The organism is Kosmotoga sp. DU53 (genome assembly GCF_001639905.1).
GTDB lineage: Bacteria > Thermotogota > Thermotogae > Petrotogales > Kosmotogaceae > Kosmotoga > Kosmotoga olearia.
The window spans coordinates 1-19,383 of sequence record NZ_JGCK01000067.1 but is presented as its reverse complement, the minus strand read 5'-3'; the positions used below and the strand labels follow the sequence as shown (position 1 = coordinate 19,383).

The 19,383-nt window shown below is 41.4% G+C and carries 17 protein-coding genes, 1 tRNA gene and 2 pseudogenes; 6 read left to right on the top strand and 14 right to left on the bottom strand.

Annotated elements, in window-relative coordinates; genetic code table 11:
• The 3 genes and pseudogenes from DU53_RS12200 to DU53_RS09350 form a co-directional block, all read left to right on the top strand.
• A pseudogene (locus DU53_RS12200) lies at positions 1 to 158 on the top strand (ISNCY family transposase); the annotation flags it as partial.
• A 321-nt stretch (positions 159 to 479) separates the two neighbouring features.
• Complete coding sequence (locus DU53_RS09355) at positions 480 to 1,766, top strand: sigma 54-interacting transcriptional regulator (RefSeq protein ID WP_015869149.1); 1,287 nt, start codon at positions 480 to 482, stop codon at positions 1,764 to 1,766.
• 91 nt (positions 1,767 to 1,857) lie between these two features.
• A tRNA-Trp gene (locus tag DU53_RS09350) sits at positions 1,858 to 1,933 on the top strand.
• A 36-nt stretch (positions 1,934 to 1,969) separates the two neighbouring features.
• Here DU53_RS09350 and DU53_RS09345 read toward each other — a convergent pair.
• Together DU53_RS09345 and DU53_RS09340 are read right to left on the bottom strand one after the other, a co-directional pair.
• A complete protein-coding gene (locus DU53_RS09345) occupies positions 1,970 to 2,995 on the bottom strand; it encodes a GNAT family N-acetyltransferase (RefSeq protein ID WP_015869148.1) in 1,026 nt (341 codons plus the stop codon).
• Positions 2,992 to 4,947: a S9 family peptidase gene (locus DU53_RS09340; protein WP_015869147.1), complete on the bottom strand. Its 1,956-nt coding sequence runs from the start codon at positions 4,945 to 4,947 to the stop codon at positions 2,992 to 2,994. Before DU53_RS09340 ends, DU53_RS09345 begins: the two co-directional genes overlap by 4 nt.
• A gap of 203 nt (positions 4,948 to 5,150) precedes the next feature.
• On the opposite strand from DU53_RS09340, the gene DU53_RS09335 reads away from it, so the two are divergent.
• Complete coding sequence (locus DU53_RS09335) at positions 5,151 to 6,356, top strand: M1 family aminopeptidase (RefSeq protein ID WP_015869146.1); 1,206 nt, start codon at positions 5,151 to 5,153, stop codon at positions 6,354 to 6,356.
• A gap of 1,076 nt (positions 6,357 to 7,432) precedes the next feature.
• Here the strand turns inward: DU53_RS09335 and DU53_RS09330 are convergent.
• The 4 genes from DU53_RS09330 to DU53_RS09315 all read right to left on the bottom strand — a co-directional run bounded on the left by DU53_RS09330 (position 7,433) and on the right by DU53_RS09315 (position 10,293).
• On the bottom strand, positions 7,433 to 8,113 hold the full coding sequence (locus tag DU53_RS09330; protein WP_015869145.1) for a lipid-binding SYLF domain-containing protein: 681 nt from the start codon (positions 8,111 to 8,113) through the stop codon (positions 7,433 to 7,435).
• 74 nt (positions 8,114 to 8,187) lie between these two features.
• Positions 8,188 to 8,979 carry a GNAT family N-acetyltransferase gene (locus DU53_RS09325; RefSeq protein WP_015869144.1) on the bottom strand — a complete coding sequence of 264 codons (792 nt, stop codon included), beginning with the start codon at positions 8,977 to 8,979 and terminating at the stop codon, positions 8,188 to 8,190.
• Between the two features lie 82 nt (positions 8,980 to 9,061).
• Positions 9,062 to 9,520 carry a DUF5680 domain-containing protein gene (locus tag DU53_RS09320; protein WP_015869143.1) on the bottom strand — a complete coding sequence of 153 codons (459 nt, stop codon included), beginning with the start codon at positions 9,518 to 9,520 and terminating at the stop codon, positions 9,062 to 9,064.
• Positions 9,521 to 9,522: 2 nt separating this feature from the next.
• Positions 9,523 to 10,293 (bottom strand): SDR family oxidoreductase, encoded by a 771-nt coding sequence (locus DU53_RS09315; RefSeq protein ID WP_015869142.1) that lies wholly within the window; start codon positions 10,291 to 10,293, stop codon positions 9,523 to 9,525.
• Between the two features lie 271 nt (positions 10,294 to 10,564).
• On the opposite strand from DU53_RS09315, the gene DU53_RS09310 reads away from it, so the two are divergent.
• A complete protein-coding gene (locus tag DU53_RS09310; RefSeq protein ID WP_015869141.1) occupies positions 10,565 to 11,359 on the top strand; it encodes a class I SAM-dependent methyltransferase in 795 nt (264 codons plus the stop codon).
• A 65-nt stretch (positions 11,360 to 11,424) separates the two neighbouring features.
• Positions 11,425 to 12,357 carry a GNAT family N-acetyltransferase gene (locus tag DU53_RS09305; RefSeq protein WP_015869140.1) on the top strand — a complete coding sequence of 311 codons (933 nt, stop codon included), beginning with the start codon at positions 11,425 to 11,427 and terminating at the stop codon, positions 12,355 to 12,357.
• A 67-nt stretch (positions 12,358 to 12,424) separates the two neighbouring features.
• Here DU53_RS09305 and DU53_RS09300 read toward each other — a convergent pair whose 3' ends face one another.
• The 8 genes and pseudogenes from DU53_RS09300 to DU53_RS12990 all read right to left on the bottom strand — a co-directional run.
• Positions 12,425 to 13,612 carry an McrC family protein gene (locus DU53_RS09300; RefSeq protein ID WP_235599798.1) on the bottom strand — a complete coding sequence of 396 codons (1,188 nt, stop codon included), beginning with the start codon at positions 13,610 to 13,612 and terminating at the stop codon, positions 12,425 to 12,427.
• Positions 13,613 to 13,614: 2 nt separating this feature from the next.
• Positions 13,615 to 14,349, bottom strand: coding sequence for an McrB family protein (locus DU53_RS12195; protein WP_255358906.1), 735 nt, complete (start codon positions 14,347 to 14,349; stop codon positions 13,615 to 13,617).
• A gap of 6 nt (positions 14,350 to 14,355) precedes the next feature.
• Positions 14,356 to 15,807, bottom strand: coding sequence for a DUF2461 family protein (locus DU53_RS12190; RefSeq protein ID WP_201030060.1), 1,452 nt, complete (start codon positions 15,805 to 15,807; stop codon positions 14,356 to 14,358).
• A 235-nt stretch (positions 15,808 to 16,042) separates the two neighbouring features.
• Positions 16,043 to 16,990 (bottom strand): hypothetical protein, encoded by a 948-nt coding sequence (locus tag DU53_RS09285; protein WP_063728476.1) that lies wholly within the window; start codon positions 16,988 to 16,990, stop codon positions 16,043 to 16,045.
• Between the two features lie 482 nt (positions 16,991 to 17,472).
• Positions 17,473 to 17,742: a hypothetical protein gene (locus tag DU53_RS09280; RefSeq protein ID WP_063728474.1), complete on the bottom strand. Its 270-nt coding sequence runs from the start codon at positions 17,740 to 17,742 to the stop codon at positions 17,473 to 17,475.
• A 4-nt stretch (positions 17,743 to 17,746) separates the two neighbouring features.
• The gene (locus DU53_RS09275) at positions 17,747 to 18,298 is read right to left on the bottom strand and encodes a type II CAAX endopeptidase family protein (protein WP_082853906.1); all 552 of its coding nucleotides are present in this window, start codon (positions 18,296 to 18,298) and stop codon (positions 17,747 to 17,749) included.
• Positions 18,299 to 18,447: 149 nt separating this feature from the next.
• On the bottom strand, positions 18,448 to 19,083 hold the full coding sequence (locus DU53_RS09270) for an NUDIX domain-containing protein (protein WP_015869136.1): 636 nt from the start codon (positions 19,081 to 19,083) through the stop codon (positions 18,448 to 18,450).
• Between the two features lie 118 nt (positions 19,084 to 19,201).
• A pseudogene (locus tag DU53_RS12990) lies at positions 19,202 to 19,383 on the bottom strand (IS4/IS5 family transposase); the annotation flags it as partial.

Genomic DNA, 19,383 nt, shown 5'->3' with positions numbered 1-19,383 from the left:
ACCAAAATACAAAAGACAGGCTTCGCAAACAACACGAAGCCCTAGACATTTACAAACTCAAGAGTATAATAACTCATTTCCAAGAACAATTAGTGAACATCCAGATTGATAAATCGAAAGGAGGGATCCTCAACTATGTCCCTCTCAATTTCAAGTAGATTCTATTTTGAGGCATCCATCCTATTTCAAGTAGATTTATTTTTGAGGCATTACGGGGGCGAGTTGCCTCATAAAAAATAGTGGCTGCGGAGGTGGCAGCCACCAGGGGGTAACGGGGGATATGGAAGGGAGTGTTAACATTTCGATTAATTACATACAAAGTTATGCCAGCTAAGAAGCGAATTTCAAAAATCTTCCGCAAGGCGCCGCTGTATATCTACACCAACTTAAAAGATATATTAGCACTTAACGTAAGAAATCCCATGCAGTCGTTGTATAATAAATTGTGTGAAATCAATTTCCTTATGGAGGAAAAGAATATGTATTACAGAGCAATAACAATTGGAGAATCACTGGATGGAATTAGTGCTTTTGAGCATTTTAATAGTCTCTATGACGTGGATTTTGACTATCTGATTGGACTCGGCAAAGAAATTCCTACCATCCTGTTTATAGACGGCACGAAACAATTACAGGATATAGTAAAGGATTGGCTCTATGCCTTTACCAATATCATTCTCGTCAACAATAACCCCATACGAGTTTTTCTGATCAAGGGTTATTCGCAGGAATTTCATGAATTCAAAGGATATTACCGCGTTATCGGAAGTTATAAGAGTCCAAGACAAATAGCCGAAGATGTAATGAAAAAAATTGAAAAACAACTCTCAAGAATAGTCGGCAAAAGCGAAAAAATTGTGGAACTAAAGAAAATGCTCATACTCTCCATGTTTTATGATGGAAGCTTCATGATACTCGGTGAAACAGGAACAGGAAAAAACCTCTTAGCCGAAACCATAGCCAATTTATCTCCCAGATGGGATAAACCTTTCTACTCACTCAACTGTGCCGCAATTCCGGATACATTACTCGAAAGCGAGCTCTTCGGCTACAAAAAAGGTGCTTTTACAGGAGCTACAAGCGAAAAGACGGGGTTGATTGAACTGGCCAACACCGGAACGTTGTTCCTCGATGAAATCGGAGATATGCCTTTGAATCTTCAGGCCAAAATATTGAGCGTCACCGAAAATCGCGAGTTTTTCAAAATCGGTTCGACAAAGCCAAAAAAGGTCGATGTCCGCTTCATCACCGCCACAAATAGAACTGAAGACAACGTTCTAAGGAATGACCTGCGTTTCAGGCTTTCCGCAATAAAGGTCGAACTTCCTCCATTAAGGGAAAGAAAGACGGACATTCCTTATATATTCGACAGGATACTCGAGTCGAAGGGTTATCTACTGCGTTTTGAAAGTTTACCCCGGGAGTTAAAACAGCGATTTCTCAACTACGATTATCCCGGGAATATTAGAGAATTGCTAAACATGATCGAAGAATATCTCGCGGTTAACAACATCCTCTATTCGGGTGTGAAAAACAATGTTGAGTCCTATACAAGCATTCTGGCTGAAGAAGCGATAGTTGAAAACACAAATAACGGAATTACCTACAAAGATTTTCTGCAAAATTTACACAAGAATATCATGAAAAAAATTCTCGAAAAGCGGCTTAAGTCTCTTGGAAACGATTTGAATCTTCTATCAAAAGAGTTCGGCCTGACTCCAAGAAGAATCAGGGACTTACTTTCAGAATTCGGATTGAGAAAATGATGTTCGTTATTTAAAGCACAAATGGTATAACTGGACGTAATGTTCTCTACTTGAAAAGCTCTAATGAATCGTCTATAATATCTATTAGTGTACGCCCGTAGCTCAACTGGCAGAGCGGCGGTCTCCAAAATCGTAGGCTGGGGGTTCGACTCCCTCCGGGCGTGCCATAAAAAAGAGGAGCTAAAGCTCCTCTTTTTTATTCCTCATATTCTTGGTGGCCAGATAACGGGCTTAAAATTCTTCCGCGATTGCTTTCTATCAATGGTGTGAAGCACAAAGGGAAGTTTTATCGTAAAAGGTCCTAAGGCTTTTTTGATATGATCCACTTCCGCATCTTCCGCAAAGTTCAAAAGATGAATCCGATTATTCCAAGCATCGTGGTGGATGGCTTTTACTAGTTTTTTAGCATCTTTGAGATCCTGATATTCAAAGATGATAACATGCCATGAACGTATGAATTCATTCAATTTTGGAATCCTGACAAAAGGAACGAGCGTAGCAAGAAATCTAACGGAAACCTGCAATGCTCTTAAACTCTTAGACAATCTGGTAATAGCTACATCGTATTCACCGGTAATGTCCCAGACGGCTGCCCAGGCACTCTTATAACGGTACACTTTCAGACGCTTTTGCTCTTTCAGTCTGGGAAAGAAATTTCTATCCAGATCCATAGGAACCAGATCATGGTCTTCCATACTGTTGATGTAATACTCCTGAAGTTCAGAAATTTCGGGATCGTTATCAATTTCCAGTCCTTTTACCTTACCTCTTCTCAAAACAGGCTGTACGTAGAAGTTCAGTGTCCTTGCAGCGAAAAGATTCATATGACGCAATATTTTTATCGAGCGGATATTATCAGCTTTGACGGAACCAAAGCCAAACTCTGCCTCAGAATTTTCCAGAATATCCCCCATCTTCTCAATGAGCGCTTTCAGCCATCGCGCAACCTTCATCCTGTATTTCGGATTTGTTCTTAGCCCGAAAAGATAAACCCCTCTCTGCTTACGTCCTTCGAGCCAGTAATCAGCAAACCCAGCGCCGGCACAACCTATGATATCTCCTGTTTTCTCATCCTCGGCTACGAGCATGAACCCGTCTTCAAAGTAGCGCATCTTTTCAAAAAAGTCTTCTCGATTCGAGGTAAACCAAACATTCCCCTCTTGAGCTGAAGTGCGTTCAATTTCGAGAAGTTTAGCGTTATCTTCCGGTCTGGCTTCCCTGATTATCACTCAGTATCCCCCTTGCGAACCTTCAAGTGCGATTCAAACCAATCCAATATAGCTCTCAATCTTTTTTCCCTGTGAACGGGTAACCCACTTCTCGAAAGCTCGTGGTTCTCCTTCGGGAAGAGAACCATTTTTGCTTCTTTGCCCAGCCTTCTTAGAACAGTAAAAAATTGCATGGCTTCAGGTACCCAACAGCGGTAATCTTCCAGAGAATGGATGAGCAACAACGGTGTTTCCACATTCGGAGCATAGTAAAGGGGAGATTGTCTGATGTACCCTTCGAGATTTTCCCAGAAATTGCCGCCTATTTGATCTTCAGCAAAGAAATAGCCGATATCCGTGGTTCCATAGAAAGATATAAAGTTAGAAATTGACCTCTGGCTTACCGCAGCTTTGAAAATATCGGTATGCCCTACAATCCAATTGGTCATGAAGCCCCCATAAGAACCGCCTGTTACCCCAAGCCGATCGGCGTCCACAAAATCGAAGTTATTTACAGCGTACTCCACAACCTCCATGATATCCTGAAAGTCCCTTTCACCGTAATGTCCGCGTATATCGGCGAACTCCGAACCATAACCGTCACTTCCCCGCGGATTACAGAAAAGAACGGCATAACCGGAAGCAGCAAGCAGCTGGAATTCATGGATGAAGCCGTATCCGTAGGCTGTCTTTGGCCCGCCGTGAATCTCAAGAATAGTAGGATATTTCTTTCCTTCTTCGAATTCCACGGGTTTCATTATCCATGCATCGATAACTTTCCCATCCGATGCTTCTACCTTAAACCCTTCCGGTTCGGACAACCGATACTTTCTAATCCAGCCATTGAATGACGTAAGCTTCCTGATTTTTCCCTTTTTGCTCTTGTAAATCTCCAGAGGATAGGTGGGATTCATCATCGTGAAAACAATAGTCCCGTCAGGCGCAATGTCAAAACAATCTATGCTGGCGTTAACATCGAGAACAGTACTAAGCTTGCCTTTATTGTCAACGGACTTGATGACAGCCTTTGGCCCGTCTGTGGTGATGAAATATAAAGAACCATTGTGAACTCTAATCTGCCTACCTCCAACGCCTCTCACATCGCTGTTTAAACTATTGAAGAAAGAAAGATCACCATCAAAGATGGTTCTTGTCCTTTTAGTCGGTACTCGCGCAATCGCTACTTTGGGGTTTGTAGCAAATCCCTTTTTGAAGTCTGTTATGAGAGCGTACAGATTATCGTTATCCTTCCATTCGGCATACATTACCGAAACCTTATCGTTGAACAACCGTATCCTGTCACGGGTTTTTAGGTCGATTACGTACAGTGAAGCCCATATAGGTCTCTGTTCAGGATTATCGAGCATCACAACCGCAAGTTTTCTCCCATCTGGCGAAGGTGACACTCCCCTTACATGCGTTTCGCCTTCGGTGAGCCGTTCTAATTTCCCGGAATTTATATCAAGCAAAAAAGCGTGCCCATATCTTCCATCCGTAAACCCTGCACCGTTTCCAAGGAAAGGGATCCTCTCGATTTCATAAACCTTTTTTTCCGGTGGTTCTTTTTCGGGGGCTTTTCCGTCAGGTCTAACAGCTGAAACGAAAGCGAGTTTTGTATTATCAATCCACTCCAGGGATTGGACACCACCTTCGATGGTTTTCACTAACTTTGATTCACCGCCGTCAAGGGGAAGGATGTACAGTTCTGTACCCTGTGAATCCTTCTCACGTTTAGAAGTAAATGCTAGAAGTTTTCCGTCCGGGCTTATTTTTGGAGAAGAATCAAATTTTCCAAATGTGAGCTGTCGGCGATTTCTCCCTGAAACATCCATGATCCAGATATCACTGTAATACTTATTTTGCTTCTTATCCATCCTTTTCCTGACAAAGATGAATTTCTTTCCCTCCGGCAAAAACTCTATATTTCCCAAACTCACATAACGATACAAATCAGTCAAAGAAATCCTGTCCACGATTATTATCCCTCCTCATTCGCTTTATTCAATTCTACCAAATGACCTTCCTTTATAAGAACTTTCATATCATTTCGAATCTATATCTGGCAATACAAAGCGCATTTGACTGCGTAAAATAAGGTACGTTATAATACGACTAACAAATCAACTATTTGAAACATTCAGAACATCAGACTGAAAAGATCAAGCGAGGGATATAAATGGAAAACACCAATTTTTACGAAGGAAAAATAAGAATAGTGCCCAAAAATAAGGAAATATACGCGCTGTTGAACCTGGACTATTACGTTTTGCAGGATTCAACCGAAGAAATAAATCTTTATATATACAAAGACATAAACATTGATCAGATAACTTCAGAAGACGTAAAAGATTACGCGGTAAGCAACGAAATAAGCAATTGGAGCCCCTTCATACTGGAATCAAAGCAAATAAAAATCCATTTGAATAAAAAGAAAAACAAAGGTGATGTGATCAAATTACAATTTAAGTACCACGGAAAAATCAACACACTCAAAAAATATGAAGTAAACAGGATAAACGAAGAATGGGTGGAGATCAGCTTATATTCTCCATGGTTCCCACTTGCTGAAGAAAATAGAAAAGCTGCTTTTCAAATCAGGGTGGATATAGAAGATGGTTACGAAGTAGTGGGGCAAAAAGCCAGGAAACAAAACGGATACTGGATTGTGGAATCAGATAACATGGTTAATGATTGTACAATATTGGCTTCCAAAAACTTCAAAAAGAGAATCGTACGAGAACGGAGGATGACCATAAAAATTTATAATGCTTCCATAGAAGGCGAAAAAATCGCGGAGAAGATAGAAAAGCATCTTGGGTTTATTATAAAAACCTGCTTTGATTACTTTGGAAAAACCAATGTAGAAGAGTTCACCATCGTTATCGCACCAAGGTCAGAAGGCGGTGGGTACTGCAGACCCGGCTTGCTGGTTGTAGCGCTTGAAGATGTAGACGATAAAAACTATTTCAAATTCCTGTCACACGAGATTTCTCATCTATGGTGGATGGGAGCTGACAGCAGCACGTGGGAAGACTGGCTCAACGAATCCTTCGCCGAGTATTCTGCCCTACTGCTTTATAAAGAAAAATACGGCAATGCCGAATTTGAAAGGAAAATAGAAAAATACAGGCAAGCCGTAACCGATTGCCCGCCAATTTACGGTTTGAGCAGAAGCGACGAGAAAGCATTTCTGACGTTATACGCAAAAGGCCCGGTAATCCTGAATAAACTTGAGAAAAAGATAGGATCAGATAATTTCAAAAAACTGCTAAAGGAGCTTCTTGCAAAAAACATAAAAACAACCGATGGATTCTTTAAGACCGTAAAAAACATGTTCGGCGAAGATACCGCAAAATTTATGGAAAAAGAGTTGAAAAGCTAATAGAGAAAGCCGCTGCGCGGCGCTCCGAATCCCTTCGGGATTGACACGAACTCCTGATAAGAATCGAGAGTCCGAGAGTCCGAGAACCGAGAGGGCCGCTGTGCGGCTGGTTAGCACGCTTCGCGTGGGTGAGCCCAGCTGCGCTGGGGGTAAGCCCGTTGCGAACTGCTTCGCGGTTGACACACGCCTGCGGCGGAAAACAGCTAAGCTGCGAAGTGCTGGACTACATCCAGGAGGCTTGCAGACGCTGACAGTTGATGGAGCGACGCTCACAAGGCAGTTACGACCGGCTACGCCGGTGGCACGAACTCCTGTGGAGTTGTCTCGAACCACTTCGTGGTTGTTGCGAACTGCTGCGCAGTTGATAGAGCAGGCAAGTCGGCCGTATGTATGTCATCCCGAACACCCCTACCCGTCATCCTGAACTTGATTCAGGATCTCGTACATAGAACAAACCCAGATTCTGGATAAGAGATTTCCAGAATGACGGCGAAGAGTAAGATTCTGGATAAAACATTTCCAGAATGACGGTGGGGGTTAAGATTCTGGATAGGACATCTCCAGAATGACAGTCTGTGGAGTAGATTCTGGATAGAACATCTCCAGAATGACAAATAGGGGCCTATCGCCTTGCTAACCCGATACTTGTTCCCTAACCGTCATCCTAAACTCGATTCAGGATCTCGTACTGAAAACCAGATTCTGGATTAAACATTTCCAGAATGACAGTGGGGCGTTAAGATTCTGGATAGGACATCTCCAGAATAACGGTTATCCGTTGATTTTTAAAGAATGTCAGCCTCTGCAAGCGACCTGCTTTTTCAACTGCGAAGCAGTTTTCACCCACTCCGAAAGGAGTGCTTACCCCCGGTGCAGCCGGGCTTACCCATGCGAAGCGTGCTTACCCGTCAACAGCGTCGCAAGCCTCAGCCTCGCGAGCGTCAACGTCGTGAGCCTCCTGAGCGCTGCTCAGCACTTCCGCCTCAGGCGCATATCAACCGCTTGCGGTTCGTGTCGCTTCGCTACCTGAACGAGTTCGTATCACCGACATAGCCGGTCGTATCCACGGCCTTATTTTATAAAGCCTGCCCTTCTCCTGTAATATCCTCGATCAGTTTCAACAGCTTGTTTACTTCGTAAGAATCAGCAATTTTCTCATTCAATATCGCTTTCGGTGAGATGTATTCACCATAATACTCTTCGATGGCTTTTCTATCGATCTTCACCACAGAACCTTCAACGGTAAACCCGATAAAGAATCCTTTCGATATCGAATACGAAAGAATAGTCTGCAAAGAATAATCAACATCCGCGGATAAATTCCTTCCAATGGGCCCGGCAGCAATACTGAGACTCCCGCCAAGCGTGATGTTGTCTTTCGTAAACCCTTCAAACCCCGTATCATTCATAATGAGCAGTACAAGTCCAATCGACTGAGCCCCCACTTGCATCCCATAGCTCATCTTATAGAGCCTAAGGAATAAAGGCCCGTACCATTGGCCGGTCTCCGAATCTTTTCTCAACAGGAACCCTTCACCATATTGTCCGCCAACTACAAATCCTGCTTTTATAACATTAGGAAATACCGCTATCCCTTTTGCGCGTTTAAGAAGCTCAACAAAAGCCTCGCTATCAGGCATCGAAGAAAGTTCCTTAATGACCTCACAAGCATCTTCTAATCTTTCATCCGGTGGATAAAATGCCATAACCATCACCCCCATGATCAGTATTAACAGCACATTTACAGCTTTCCTCATCGTCTCACCTCTTTCCTCTCATTGTTTCTCTATAAAAAACTACACCTTCTTTCACGCCAATAGAAACTGGTACCTCATTTTCTTAATACCCACCAAATATCATTTCCGTAAAACCCGCACTTCCTGTATAGCCTTTCTGGATTGGTTTTGTTGCCAACTTCTCCTGAAACCGTAGTGAATGCAACACGGCTTTTTAGTCTGTTCAACAGCTCAAACACGACGGCACTGCCTAAACCCTTCCCCTGGTAATCGGGCAAAACCTGAATCCATTCAAGCGATCCTTCCTGTATCATTTTATCTATTTCGGCAATACCTAAAGCTACCGGTGTATCCTTTTTCCTATCTATGACCCAAACCCACAAATCCTTTTCGAACACAGGATGTTTCATCCAGCTCCTGACTGTCTCAACATCAGGATGTATATCTTCATAACACCTTCCTATCAATTCCGAAACCTCTTCAATTTCACTGGCTATATTCACATTCTCAAAGGCAAAACCAGCCGGTAATTCCACATTGTACGTTTCTTTATTATCATGGATAATCCTAAAATAAGATTTTGTATAAGAAAAAAGCCTGCCATCAAGTTGCCGGTAGTACTCATCATGTATAACCATGAAATCCATTCGTTCCAACTCTTTTTTGCTCAGCTCGTCTAAACCCGGGTTCTTTTTCCAGAAGACAAACAATCTTTTTTCTTCTCTCGCTACAAGTTTTGTAACTTCATTTCCGTCCAATTCAAAGGAACAATCCAGATCTCCTATTCTAATCAGCGTTTTCCACAGTGCGTTCGGTAACACTCTGCAGGGTTCTTTGCGATATACATACTTTAGTGCTTCACTAAAAGAAACAGTGTTGTTTCCCAAAATATTCCCTCCAGATTTATCTAACCCGATTTCCGTTGATTAAGTTTTGGCGACATTCCAGAATCGACACCTGAGATTACACTTACTTCAAAGTACCACCATGAAAGCTCAATTTGTATATGATTTTGCCTTCGAACAATATCTTTTCATTACCTTCAAAGCATTCGACATTCCCTTTCCATTCACAATAATACTCAAAACTTCCATATTTGAATGTCTCAGGACCACGATAAGGTGCTGAGGCAGGGACATTCTTTAAGGCTTCCTTCAAGCATTTGATGAACCCCTCCGGAATATCATCTACCAACATTCTCCCGTAGTAATTCATTCCCCAAATTGGTCTACCGTTCTTCCAGACTGCTTCTTCCCCTATAAAATCGAAACTGCCTAAGTAAGTATCGATATATAAGAACTCACCCTCCTGATAATGCAAATCCTTAGAACATGGTCTTGAGGGTTCTGATTCTTCCCCATCGCCCGCATATGTATTCTGCTTGGCTCTAATGAGAAACTGTATAAATTCTTTCGTAATCTCACTCATCTTTACACCTCTCCCTCAGGCTTTTCATAGAAAAACCTTGCAACAACATTCAAGGCTAATTCCCTGCTTACAAACCGTTGCAGAAAAACCAACAGCTTATTGAAAAAACCGGGTATATAGGTTCTCTTCCCCTTTTCAAAAGCTCTAAGAGATCCCTTTACTACTTTCTCGGGGGTCATTATGAACTTTGCACGCATATTGGGTAAGCCGGCAACATTGAAAAATTCCGTCTTTGTTGGGCCGGGGCAAACGACCATAATCTTTACTCTGCCTTCTAATTCTTTGGAAAAGGCTTCAGTTAAACTGAGCACAAAAGCCTTTGTGGCAGCATAAGTGGCAAATCCCGGCACTGGCTGAAATGCCGCGGTAGAAGCAATGTTGATTATCCCCGCTTCATTCCCATTCCTTTTTACCATCTTCTTTGAAAATTCCTTCGTTAAGTAATAAAGCGCTCTTATATTCAGATCAACCATTTTCAATCCCTTTTCAGTATCTATTTCCACAAACGGTGAAATTAAACCAAACCCGGCGTTGTTAATGAGAAGGTCTATATCTGAAAATCTCTCCACAAGTTCCCTCAGCTTATCAAAATCGGTTAAATCAGCCACAAAGGGTTCAACAGCTACCCCGTAAATAGATGACAGGTCATGCGCCAATTTCTCTAACCTTTCCTTTCTCCTTGCGACAAGGACAAGATCGTATCCCCTCTTCGCAAGTTCTTCCGCAAATACCTTCCCGATCCCTGAAGACGCTCCGGTAACTAAAGCTCTCAAAATCTCACCCCTTCATTTGAAAGTGCCCTTATAAAGAGTATATAGAAAAAAACCATAAAAATTAACAACGAATTCCCCAGCGAAACAAGATCTGGATTTTCTTGACAAACAGATGAGTTTCTATTGACATATGAGATAATTCATGGTACATTCTTCTCTGTTCCGCAACCTTTGGCCTGTGCAACCTGATGCAACCTCGCAGCGACCTTCGGGATCCTTGGCTTCGCTAATAATCCTACAACCAAATGACAAGCTGAAGGAGGTTACAATAATGGCTCTTGGATGGATGGACGTTTCTGATCTATCGTTTAATACGTTATTGTTACTGGAGGAAGTACAATTAAGATGGCTGCCGAGGGGGAATGTACCAAAAAGGGAATTAGCCATTGCTCTGAAAGCAAATCCTGTTGTGGAATGGTATTTCAGAAACAAATGCCCTCAAATCAATGATTGGGTTGATAAAATATTGGAGAACATAAAAAATGAACCAATAAATGATCCCGCAAAGGTCCGCGAGGCCGAGATAGCCGTACTAACTGCCATAAACGATTGGGTTGTATTCGTTGTTGACCCGGTGGTATATGACCAGCAACCATTTTTGAACTGGGATTCAAATGAATTGTTATCATTGGTCGATTTTTCCGGAAAAACCGTTATAGACGTTGGAGCCGGAACCGGAAGGCTAACAATCGTTGCAGCTGAAAAGGCAAAAACGGTATTTGCCGTCGAACCTGTTGCAAATCTACGTTCATATTTAAGAAAAAAGGCCAAAGAAAAAGGACTTACGAATATATACGTAGTCGATGGTTTAATCGAAGAAATACCTTTCCCTGATCAGTTTGCAGATGTAACGATGGGCGGCCACGTGTTCGGTGATACTCCCGAAGAAGAATACAAAGAATTGCTGCGAGTAACCAAACCCGGTGGGATGATTATTCTCTGCCCCGGCAACGGCGATAAAGACAACGAAATCCACAGATTTCTTGTGGATAAAGGATTCGAATGGTCCAGATTCGAAGAACCGAGAGACGGTATAAAAAGGAAATACTGGAAACAGGTAAAATGATTTAGCTGCCCTATTTTATACTTAGGCACAAATGTAAGTTATAACTAGCGGAAGGGACAAAAACAATGAGAAGACTAATCATGCGCATGTTTCAGGAAGAAAACGATTACTGGCGTATTCGCAATTTTTTACGTCAGACTCTCATTCTCAACGAACTGCGCCAGCTAAACTGGCATGTCGCACGACTCGATTACTGGCGCTGGCATGTAATAGAAAACGGTGATGCCTATGATCCGGTTGAAAAGGTTACATACATCTGGGAAACACCAGACGGAAAGATTGCAGCCGTACTGAACCCAGAAGGCAGAGGTGACGCGTTTCTTCACGTGCACCCCGCTTTTCGCACAAAAAAAATGGAAGAGGAAATGATTGCTGTCGCCGAAAAGCACCTTGCTAACTCGTGCTCAATTGGTCGTAAGGTGCTATACGTCTGGGCTCATGAAAACGATGATCTTCGAAAGGGAATACTTGAGGGTCGAGGTTACACCAAAACAGAAATTCGGGACTGCCAGCACCGTCGATCGTTGGCAATTCCCATCCCTGATGCATCGGTCGCAAAGGGCTATGTGATACGCGCATTGGGAGACGAACAGGAGATTCCAGCGAGAAGCTGGGCGTCGTGGAGGGCATTTCACCCAAATGAACCGGATGAAAAATATGATGGCTGGGAATGGTACCATAATATCCAGAAACAGCCTCTTTACCGCCGCGACCTTGATATCGTAGCAGTCGCTCCCGAAGGAGAAATCGCGGCATTCTGCACCATCTGGTACGACGATTTCACACGCACTGGATACATCGAACCAGTAGGAACAGTACCAGAACACCAGCGCCGTGGACTGGGAAAAACTGTAATGCTTGAAGGATTAAGAAGACTCAAGAGAATGGGTGCAGTAGTTGCCTTTGTAAGCGGCTTTTCTACGGCAGCAAACGCCCTGTATTTCTCTGTCATGTCAGATGATCACAACTTCCTTGTGCCATGGAAAAAAGAGTTTTGATTAATCTACTGAGTTTTATCTTCAATCAACAAACTAAAACCAGGGACATTGTCCCTGGTTTACTATTCTATTCAATAAATCTCATCAGTTCATCCACCATTCTCATGCCATTTGCTTCAAGATCTCCCGAAAGCTGGAAAGTAAGACATCTGATAGCGACACTTCCAACGGTAACATTCACCGGTGGATTCATGTCTATCGGATAAATCAAAAAAGCCTTTGTGCAGTTCTTTGTCATAGCGTAACTGGCTATCTGAGATATATCGTTATCCGAAGGACGTTCATTGATTTTATACTTCGTATCCAAAACAGCAACGGCTTCTCCTGTTAATCCACTATAGATGACAAGATCGATATTAAAACTCAGGCTATTTTCTTTATCTAAATTGACCTTCTCCTGAGCACGTACTATATACCCTTTCAAATTCTTCTTCAACCATTCGGCAATGAACTTCTCAAACAACCGGGGCATATTCACGAGAAAAGGAATCATCTTACTGGTTCCAGACTTTACTGCAGGACCGCTATTTTCAAGGAAGAACTTTGCAAGAACATGTATGGGAAGATAGTCGCTGTTCAATCTGTTATAGAATCTTTTTATACATTCTGAAGGTTTGAAAGGCCTGACTTTGATAGTTCCTGCCAGAGATCTGTACGCTTTTCTGACAAGATTCCTCGTTCCTTCACTTATGCTGTCACTCATGACTAGCTTCGAAAGAGTCCAGAGTATTATCTGGTTTTCCTCAATATCGTTCGTATGATCCTGATAAACACAATCGAGCTTTACTTTCCAGGGCTGCTTTATCATCGACCGAACATTTAATTTTCCCCTCACATATGGTAATCTATCGTTTTGTTGAATGTATTCTCTGTACAAGCCTCTCTTTGTACGATCTATAACACGTTTCACAAAAACCTTGACCAGTCTTTCATATAACTCTTCAATAGTCTCACAATCCTGGATGCCTTCAATAAATTGAAATGATTTCAAATTATACGCGTACTCGAGCATGTGGAGAAGGTTTTTAAGCTCAACTCTCGGAAGCAACCTGAGACCATATTCTTGTGATAAAGGAATGTATCCAACCCACCCGTTTGAAGTCAGCTCCCAGTTATTAGCGGTCTTAAGGGTCGGAAACTCAACGTTTATTTTGTTACCATTTTCACGCCAGAGAAACGCTCCAAGTTCGTTGGGTAGATCCTCTTTTGGCACTATCTTCTTTTTGTATTCCTTCAATTCGATGATGTTTTTCACTGTCAACTATCTTCCCCCAAAATTTCAGTCTTTACCTTTTCCCATTTGAACTCATCCACTTTTTCAGGTTGGTCAAAGAAATATTCCTCAAGATAAGGAAGTATTTCCATGCACCAGATATCTTCAATCTTGTCTTTGATACCTTCCTCAAGAAAGAATGTGATCCCGACCTGATAATGTGGTTCAATATTCCTGTTTAACCTCTCCAGAACCTGTATTAGACCTTCCGGATTAAAATCTCCACCAGCATGGAAATTCCTCAAAATCTCATAATTTGGCCACAATCTTAAGAAAGCAAACCTTCTTCTTAACGCATGATCAACGAGCGCTATAGACCTATCAGCTGTGTTCATAGTACCAATGATTCGCACGTTTTCGGGTATCTTAAATCTCTCTCCACTGGGCAAAGTGATGTCTTCATTTCGATACTCAAGGAGATACATTAATTCACCAAAAACTCTAGAAAGGTTTGCACGGTTGATCTCATCAATTATCATGACACAGATTCCATCACGTTCGCTCGCTTCTTTGCAGAACTTCATAAACGCTCCTGGAACAACCGGGTATTTTAGTGTGTCGTTTTCGTCTGAAGTTGGCCTTATACCTTGAATAAAATCCTCATAAGAATAAGAAGGATGAAACTGAACCGTTTTAATAAAACCATTCCCACCACCGATAAGATGTCGGGCAATCTTCCTGGCAACAAACGTTTTTCCAGTTCCGGGGGGACCATAAATTATCGCTTACCCCTTTCGGTTAATAGCTCTTATCCATCTTTCAAGTAGACTTTCTTCAAAACCTATCTCAGCGCTTAACTCGTCAAGAGGATACGCAGGATTCCGCTCGTATTCGTCCGGACCAGAAATAAACTCAATAATTTCCTTCATAGGATCGTTCTCTTCAATTGTCAGTATAACCAGAGGATAAAGCTTTACAAAGCATTCCGTAACTTTATCTACCAATCTCTCTTTAGCAAAAGATAAGACCTCATTGCTCGGTATCTCCACACAAACAGTAAGAGGCTGATTTTTGATATCATTCACCCACGTTTCGATATCCACGGCCTTGGCATTATGAACTCCAGAAAGCACCTTTATTTCTGCCCTATCGCCAAACAGAAGACTATCCGAAATATTCATTTCATTGAATATATGGATTATTTGTCTAGCATTCTCTCGAAGGTTTTTCGTAAAAACCTTAGCATCTGAACCTCCATACATGCCTATCGAAAAGCCATATCTCATCACATCACGATTGATCCAGACAAACAACTGCGCAGATTCAATTCTTTTTCTTCCCCGGGGATAAAAAGCACCCCAGAAATGATCCCATGCCCCACCCCGACCAAAATCATTTTTTGGGATCTTTCCAAATATACTCTTCTCCGTTTCGAGCTTCTCTTTCATTTCTTTGGGAAGCTTTGAAGCAACTGTAGTCATTAATTCCTTGACAGGTTCTACTACATACTTATCAAATTCACCGCTTCTTTCATGATAAAAGGCCCTAGTCGGATTTTCATGCAGCTGGTCGAGTAGTTCGAAAGTTTTCTCCGTAAATAACCCATCTGAAAAAGTTCCCGGAGGGGTTTCAACAATCTCCCTGAATTCTTCTTCATCCAGTTTTATCAGTGTTCTAACCCACGCAGGTTTTTTTACCTCTCTTTTCTGCGTATCAATCCAGTCAATGGGCAATCGATGCCCGTGTCGTGTGTTTTCTACAAAATAATAAGGTCCAGTCACTACTCCTATTCCTAGAACTTCTTTTGTCCCGAGATTTGCAATAACATAATCCCCTTCTTTGATGTCTTTCGCAAAATTCCATACCTGTTCCATCCCGACCTTTTTGTATCCATCGATCTCTTTGCTCAATCTTTCAGCCTTTTCATTGAATTCTTTTCTTGTCATTCTGGATATGTCACCAAGCTTTTCCCAACCGATAGCAATATAACCATTCTCACGGCAACTCTCCCATTCCCAGGCCTGCTCTCCTGGCGCGATTTTCCAGTATTGCGGTTTTTTAAGAGGGTGCTTTTTTATCGAAATAAACCAATGGCAAAACTCATCGAAAAGGTCGGCCTGTCTGATTCTGTCTTCAGTAATCCCACTCAAAATACCCGACAGTTCGACAATTACCTGTTCAATAACCTTGTTAATCTCTGGATAATACTTCATTGGTTGGGGTTGATTTTTTCCCATAAAGAATTCAAGAACCCATCTAGGTTTATTATTTATAATATGGAATTTATCCGGATTAAGTGCATTCAGGATCGGGGACAAAATTCCGGACTGAAATCCCTTTGAATAGCCAGACTAGTCGTACCTTTCGCATATCTTTTCAAGTTCATCAGGATTCTCATAACAATCTTTGATAAACGTAAATATAACCTCCGTAACTTTGGACCATCCATCAGGTTTAACCCAACCAATACTTTCATATTTCTTTTTTAATGTAGATATTTACCGCAGGTGCTACGTGATTCCAGACATCTGGATCCTTCTCAGCAGAATTCTGATCATAAGGTAAGAGTTTTTTCAAAACGAGATCAGTTATGTCATTACCTTTCTCCCATTCTTTAAGAACATACTCAAAATTCTTCCTTCCCTGTTTCCTGCAACTTTCATATTCCTGGAAGTGGGCTTGCCCTTTTTCAGTATTGAAATATTCTTCTAAAAACTCGTTGAAAAACTTCCCGAATTCCTTTTTTTTCTGCGGAAGAATAATTTTGCCAATGCTTTCTCGATACGCAACCCAAATAAAACTCTGTATATCTATCATATCTTTGGGATTGAAATCAGAAAGAGCCTTCATCAATTCAAAAGAGTAATCTTTCAAAAGCTTGTAGCTCCTTGCATCTGGTTTTCTGCTAAACGCAAATCCAAAGAAGTTCGCAAACCAGGATACTACCGATGGCTTTACAAAATACTCACTTTCAGGGTAAACAATGAAAAGAAAATACGTGGGAAATGTCCAGTAAGATTTTTCTCCGCTTTTTTCAACAAAATTACAGAATTTTTCCAGACGTTCTTCCGAAGAACCGGAACCATACAGAAGATTAAAAAACTCCTTTGAAAAGGCTTCTTTGTTTATTTTAGTGGAGAAGAGCAACCTTAAATCCCCGCTTGTTGGTATAGAATTAAACAGCAGGTTGTTGTCTTTGCCAATCTTTTCTATCCTCTCAAACAACTCCGAATAAGCCTTGCTTTCAATCAGTCCAGCTAAAACTGTTTCATTTAATAACTCTTTAGCCCTCTTTACTGTTTCAACCTTGTAATCTCGTTCCTCTTCCAGGAACCTATCATCCTCAAAACCCTTCCATCCAAAATAGCGGGAATTAACAAGATCAATTAGCTGATCAACTTTGCTCTTCTCTACCAACACATTCATCCCCCCAAGTATGTACATCACGGTACAATTTCAAAACGCAATATCTTTCAAACATTCTTGAGATAACTCTTTACCACTCACTAAAATCAAATAATGTTCGACCCCGCAAATCCTCGATCACTCCTAATTTTACCATTTTGCTAACAACTGGTGAAATAAAAAGCAAGAAGATCAGAATAGTATATTTATGTTTAAATAAGCATCTCTTGATGAGGCACTCATGTTTTTATGTTGAAGCAGTCTTCATGTAAATCAGTTATTTTCGAACGATAAAATGATGATACCCTTCTGATATGTCTTCGCTTTCCATGATAAATCCTGTAATATTCAGTCATTCTTCTACCTCATCTATTTCCGGATAAAAATGGTATCGTACCTAAGTGCCTGTTCATCCTTTTTAACCCCTTAACTGCTTTTACGGTTATATTATTTCCTTGAGACTGGAGGGATCTTCATTTTTCGGCGCCGCGCAGTGGCTACCAGATCTCAGGTCTCGAATCTCTATTCTCGTTCTTCGACTTCCACGATATCAAAATAGCTATTGCTACTGTCATCATCACAATGGTTGAATATGGTTTTATGTGGTTCGGTAAATCGATCACCTCACCAAAGAAGTTCATGCAAAAATGAAACAGCACACCGGATAAGATACTTCTCCCGTTGTTATTATAAATCCAGTCCATCACAACACTCGCCGGGAAAAAGGCCACCATAAAGTCTATGAAGTAAATGAATGAATCGTTCATCAGGTTATATTGATAAGTCCCTCTGAACAAAAAACAAGGGAAGATGCCACAAAGCCCAAAAGGACCCCAATATGATACTCGACTTAATCCAGCTATATCGTTTTTCCAAATGATCAAGCGCAAAACCTCTCCATCCTAATTCTTCCACTATTGGTCCAAAGAAAAGCATGAAAACGGCAAAGGGTATCAGCTTTATGGGATTAGCCAAAAAACTCTTTAGGGTACTCAATTCCGGTATTGTTCCTGTCAGAAAGTAATTGATCATTACGGCAATTAAGCTGCTCACAGGGACAAACAGAAATATGACCAAATACCAGCCAAAACCTATCAGGCGAAAATCAAAGATCCTGTGCCAGAAATCTTTCCAGTATTTTCTATCCTTTTTCGAATAAGCCATGAAAATTCCGACAGTCGATGGAGCAATTCCACCTAGCGCATAAAACAATTTAGAAACAGTGGTTTCAAGTCCAAAGATCACAGGAACCAACCACAAACTCCATGACCATAAAAACGTGTACAGAAAGAAGCTCCAGTGTTCGTCTCTTGCTTGTTTCATTTCATCCAGTCCTTTCTTTATAACCGCTTTGCGGTAATCAGTTTATCATTTTGCGATGGTTTGCACACCCATTTATAGATAATTTGTAAATAGCACATCGGGAAAAACCAGTGATAAAGAAGCCGCCCGTTGCGAGAGTGGCTTTTTTATCACTCAAAGCTATATTTGAAATCCTCAAACACGTATTTCAACCATTCTTTCTGCGGCGACACAATATCAGGTAATTTTGATATAGGTGCCCAGAAAAATTTGAAAATATAGTTATCTGAGAAATGTTCCCAGGTTTCGGGAGTATCTTCATTACATATCAGGTGATAATAATGACGCCTGATTTTGTTTGTCAAAACACTGGTGGGAACCCAGCCAGTAATATTGTACGTTACGTACTTTTCTTCCGGAGACTCACCGTATTCCAGGACTATCTGCACCTGCGTAAATCCACTTTCTTCTCGGATGCGAGTTACAGGCAATCCCCTTCTAAATTCAGCCCAGTCAAAACTACTAAGATCTGGTCGTGAATACACCTTCGTTTTATTGAGGACAACAAATTCATTTTCAGGGAGTACAACGTCCTTGTAACCAATCAAGTTCTTAACCTCTACATTGATCAGCCCTGTTTCTTCAGCAGTCTCTCTAATGACTGCGTCCAGGAAATCTTCACCAGCTTCCACCGTTCCGCCAGGTATCTGAATACCTGCTGTTGGGTGTTTAAAAAGCAATAATTCTACTTCGTTACCATTTTTTCTGGTAACAAATGCAGCTACTTTCCCTAACACATTATCCATTCTTTCCCTCCTGCTTTTGAATCATCAGAACAAATCCAACATTTTTTGCTTTACGGCTAACTTTAATACTTTTCAATCTGGTGCCAAATATTATACTTTGAATAGGGTGTCTCAAAAATCAGTAACAGCCAATAATATCAGCCACCTTTCTGTGAGGACGGCTGTTCAAGATATTGAACATAACACAAAGATTGTATGCCAATATGGCCAAACCCAATACCGCATCATAATTCCTGTTTCTCACATACCAAATGTATTCCAGATTGAAATATTCTTGTAGAATGTTAATCGTTCTCTCTA

What these genes read in the sequence shown, in the direction of transcription:
- DU53_RS09320 (WP_015869143.1), bottom strand. Translation starts at nt 9,520, where the DNA reads ATGAGTGAGATTACGAAAGAATTTATACAGTTTCTCATTAGAGCCAAG.
- DU53_RS09275 (WP_082853906.1), bottom strand. Translation starts at nt 18,298, where the DNA reads ATGAAACAAGCAAGAGACGAACACTGGAGCTTCTTTCTGTACACGTTT.
- DU53_RS12190 (WP_201030060.1), bottom strand. Translation starts at nt 15,807, where the DNA reads ATGGGAAAAAATCAACCCCAACCAATGAAGTATTATCCAGAGATTAAC.
- DU53_RS09270 (WP_015869136.1), bottom strand. Translation starts at nt 19,083, where the DNA reads ATGGATAATGTGTTAGGGAAAGTAGCTGCATTTGTTACCAGAAAAAAT.
- DU53_RS09335 (WP_015869146.1), top strand. Translation starts at nt 5,151, where the DNA reads ATGGAAAACACCAATTTTTACGAAGGAAAAATAAGAATAGTGCCCAAA.
- DU53_RS09310 (WP_015869141.1), top strand. Translation starts at nt 10,565, where the DNA reads ATGGCTCTTGGATGGATGGACGTTTCTGATCTATCGTTTAATACGTTA.
- DU53_RS09355 (WP_015869149.1), top strand. Translation starts at nt 480, where the DNA reads ATGTATTACAGAGCAATAACAATTGGAGAATCACTGGATGGAATTAGT.
- DU53_RS09280 (WP_063728474.1), bottom strand. Translation starts at nt 17,742, where the DNA reads ATGAACGATTCATTCATTTACTTCATAGACTTTATGGTGGCCTTTTTC.
- DU53_RS09305 (WP_015869140.1), top strand. Translation starts at nt 11,425, where the DNA reads ATGAGAAGACTAATCATGCGCATGTTTCAGGAAGAAAACGATTACTGG.
- DU53_RS09330 (WP_015869145.1), bottom strand. Translation starts at nt 8,113, where the DNA reads ATGAGGAAAGCTGTAAATGTGCTGTTAATACTGATCATGGGGGTGATG.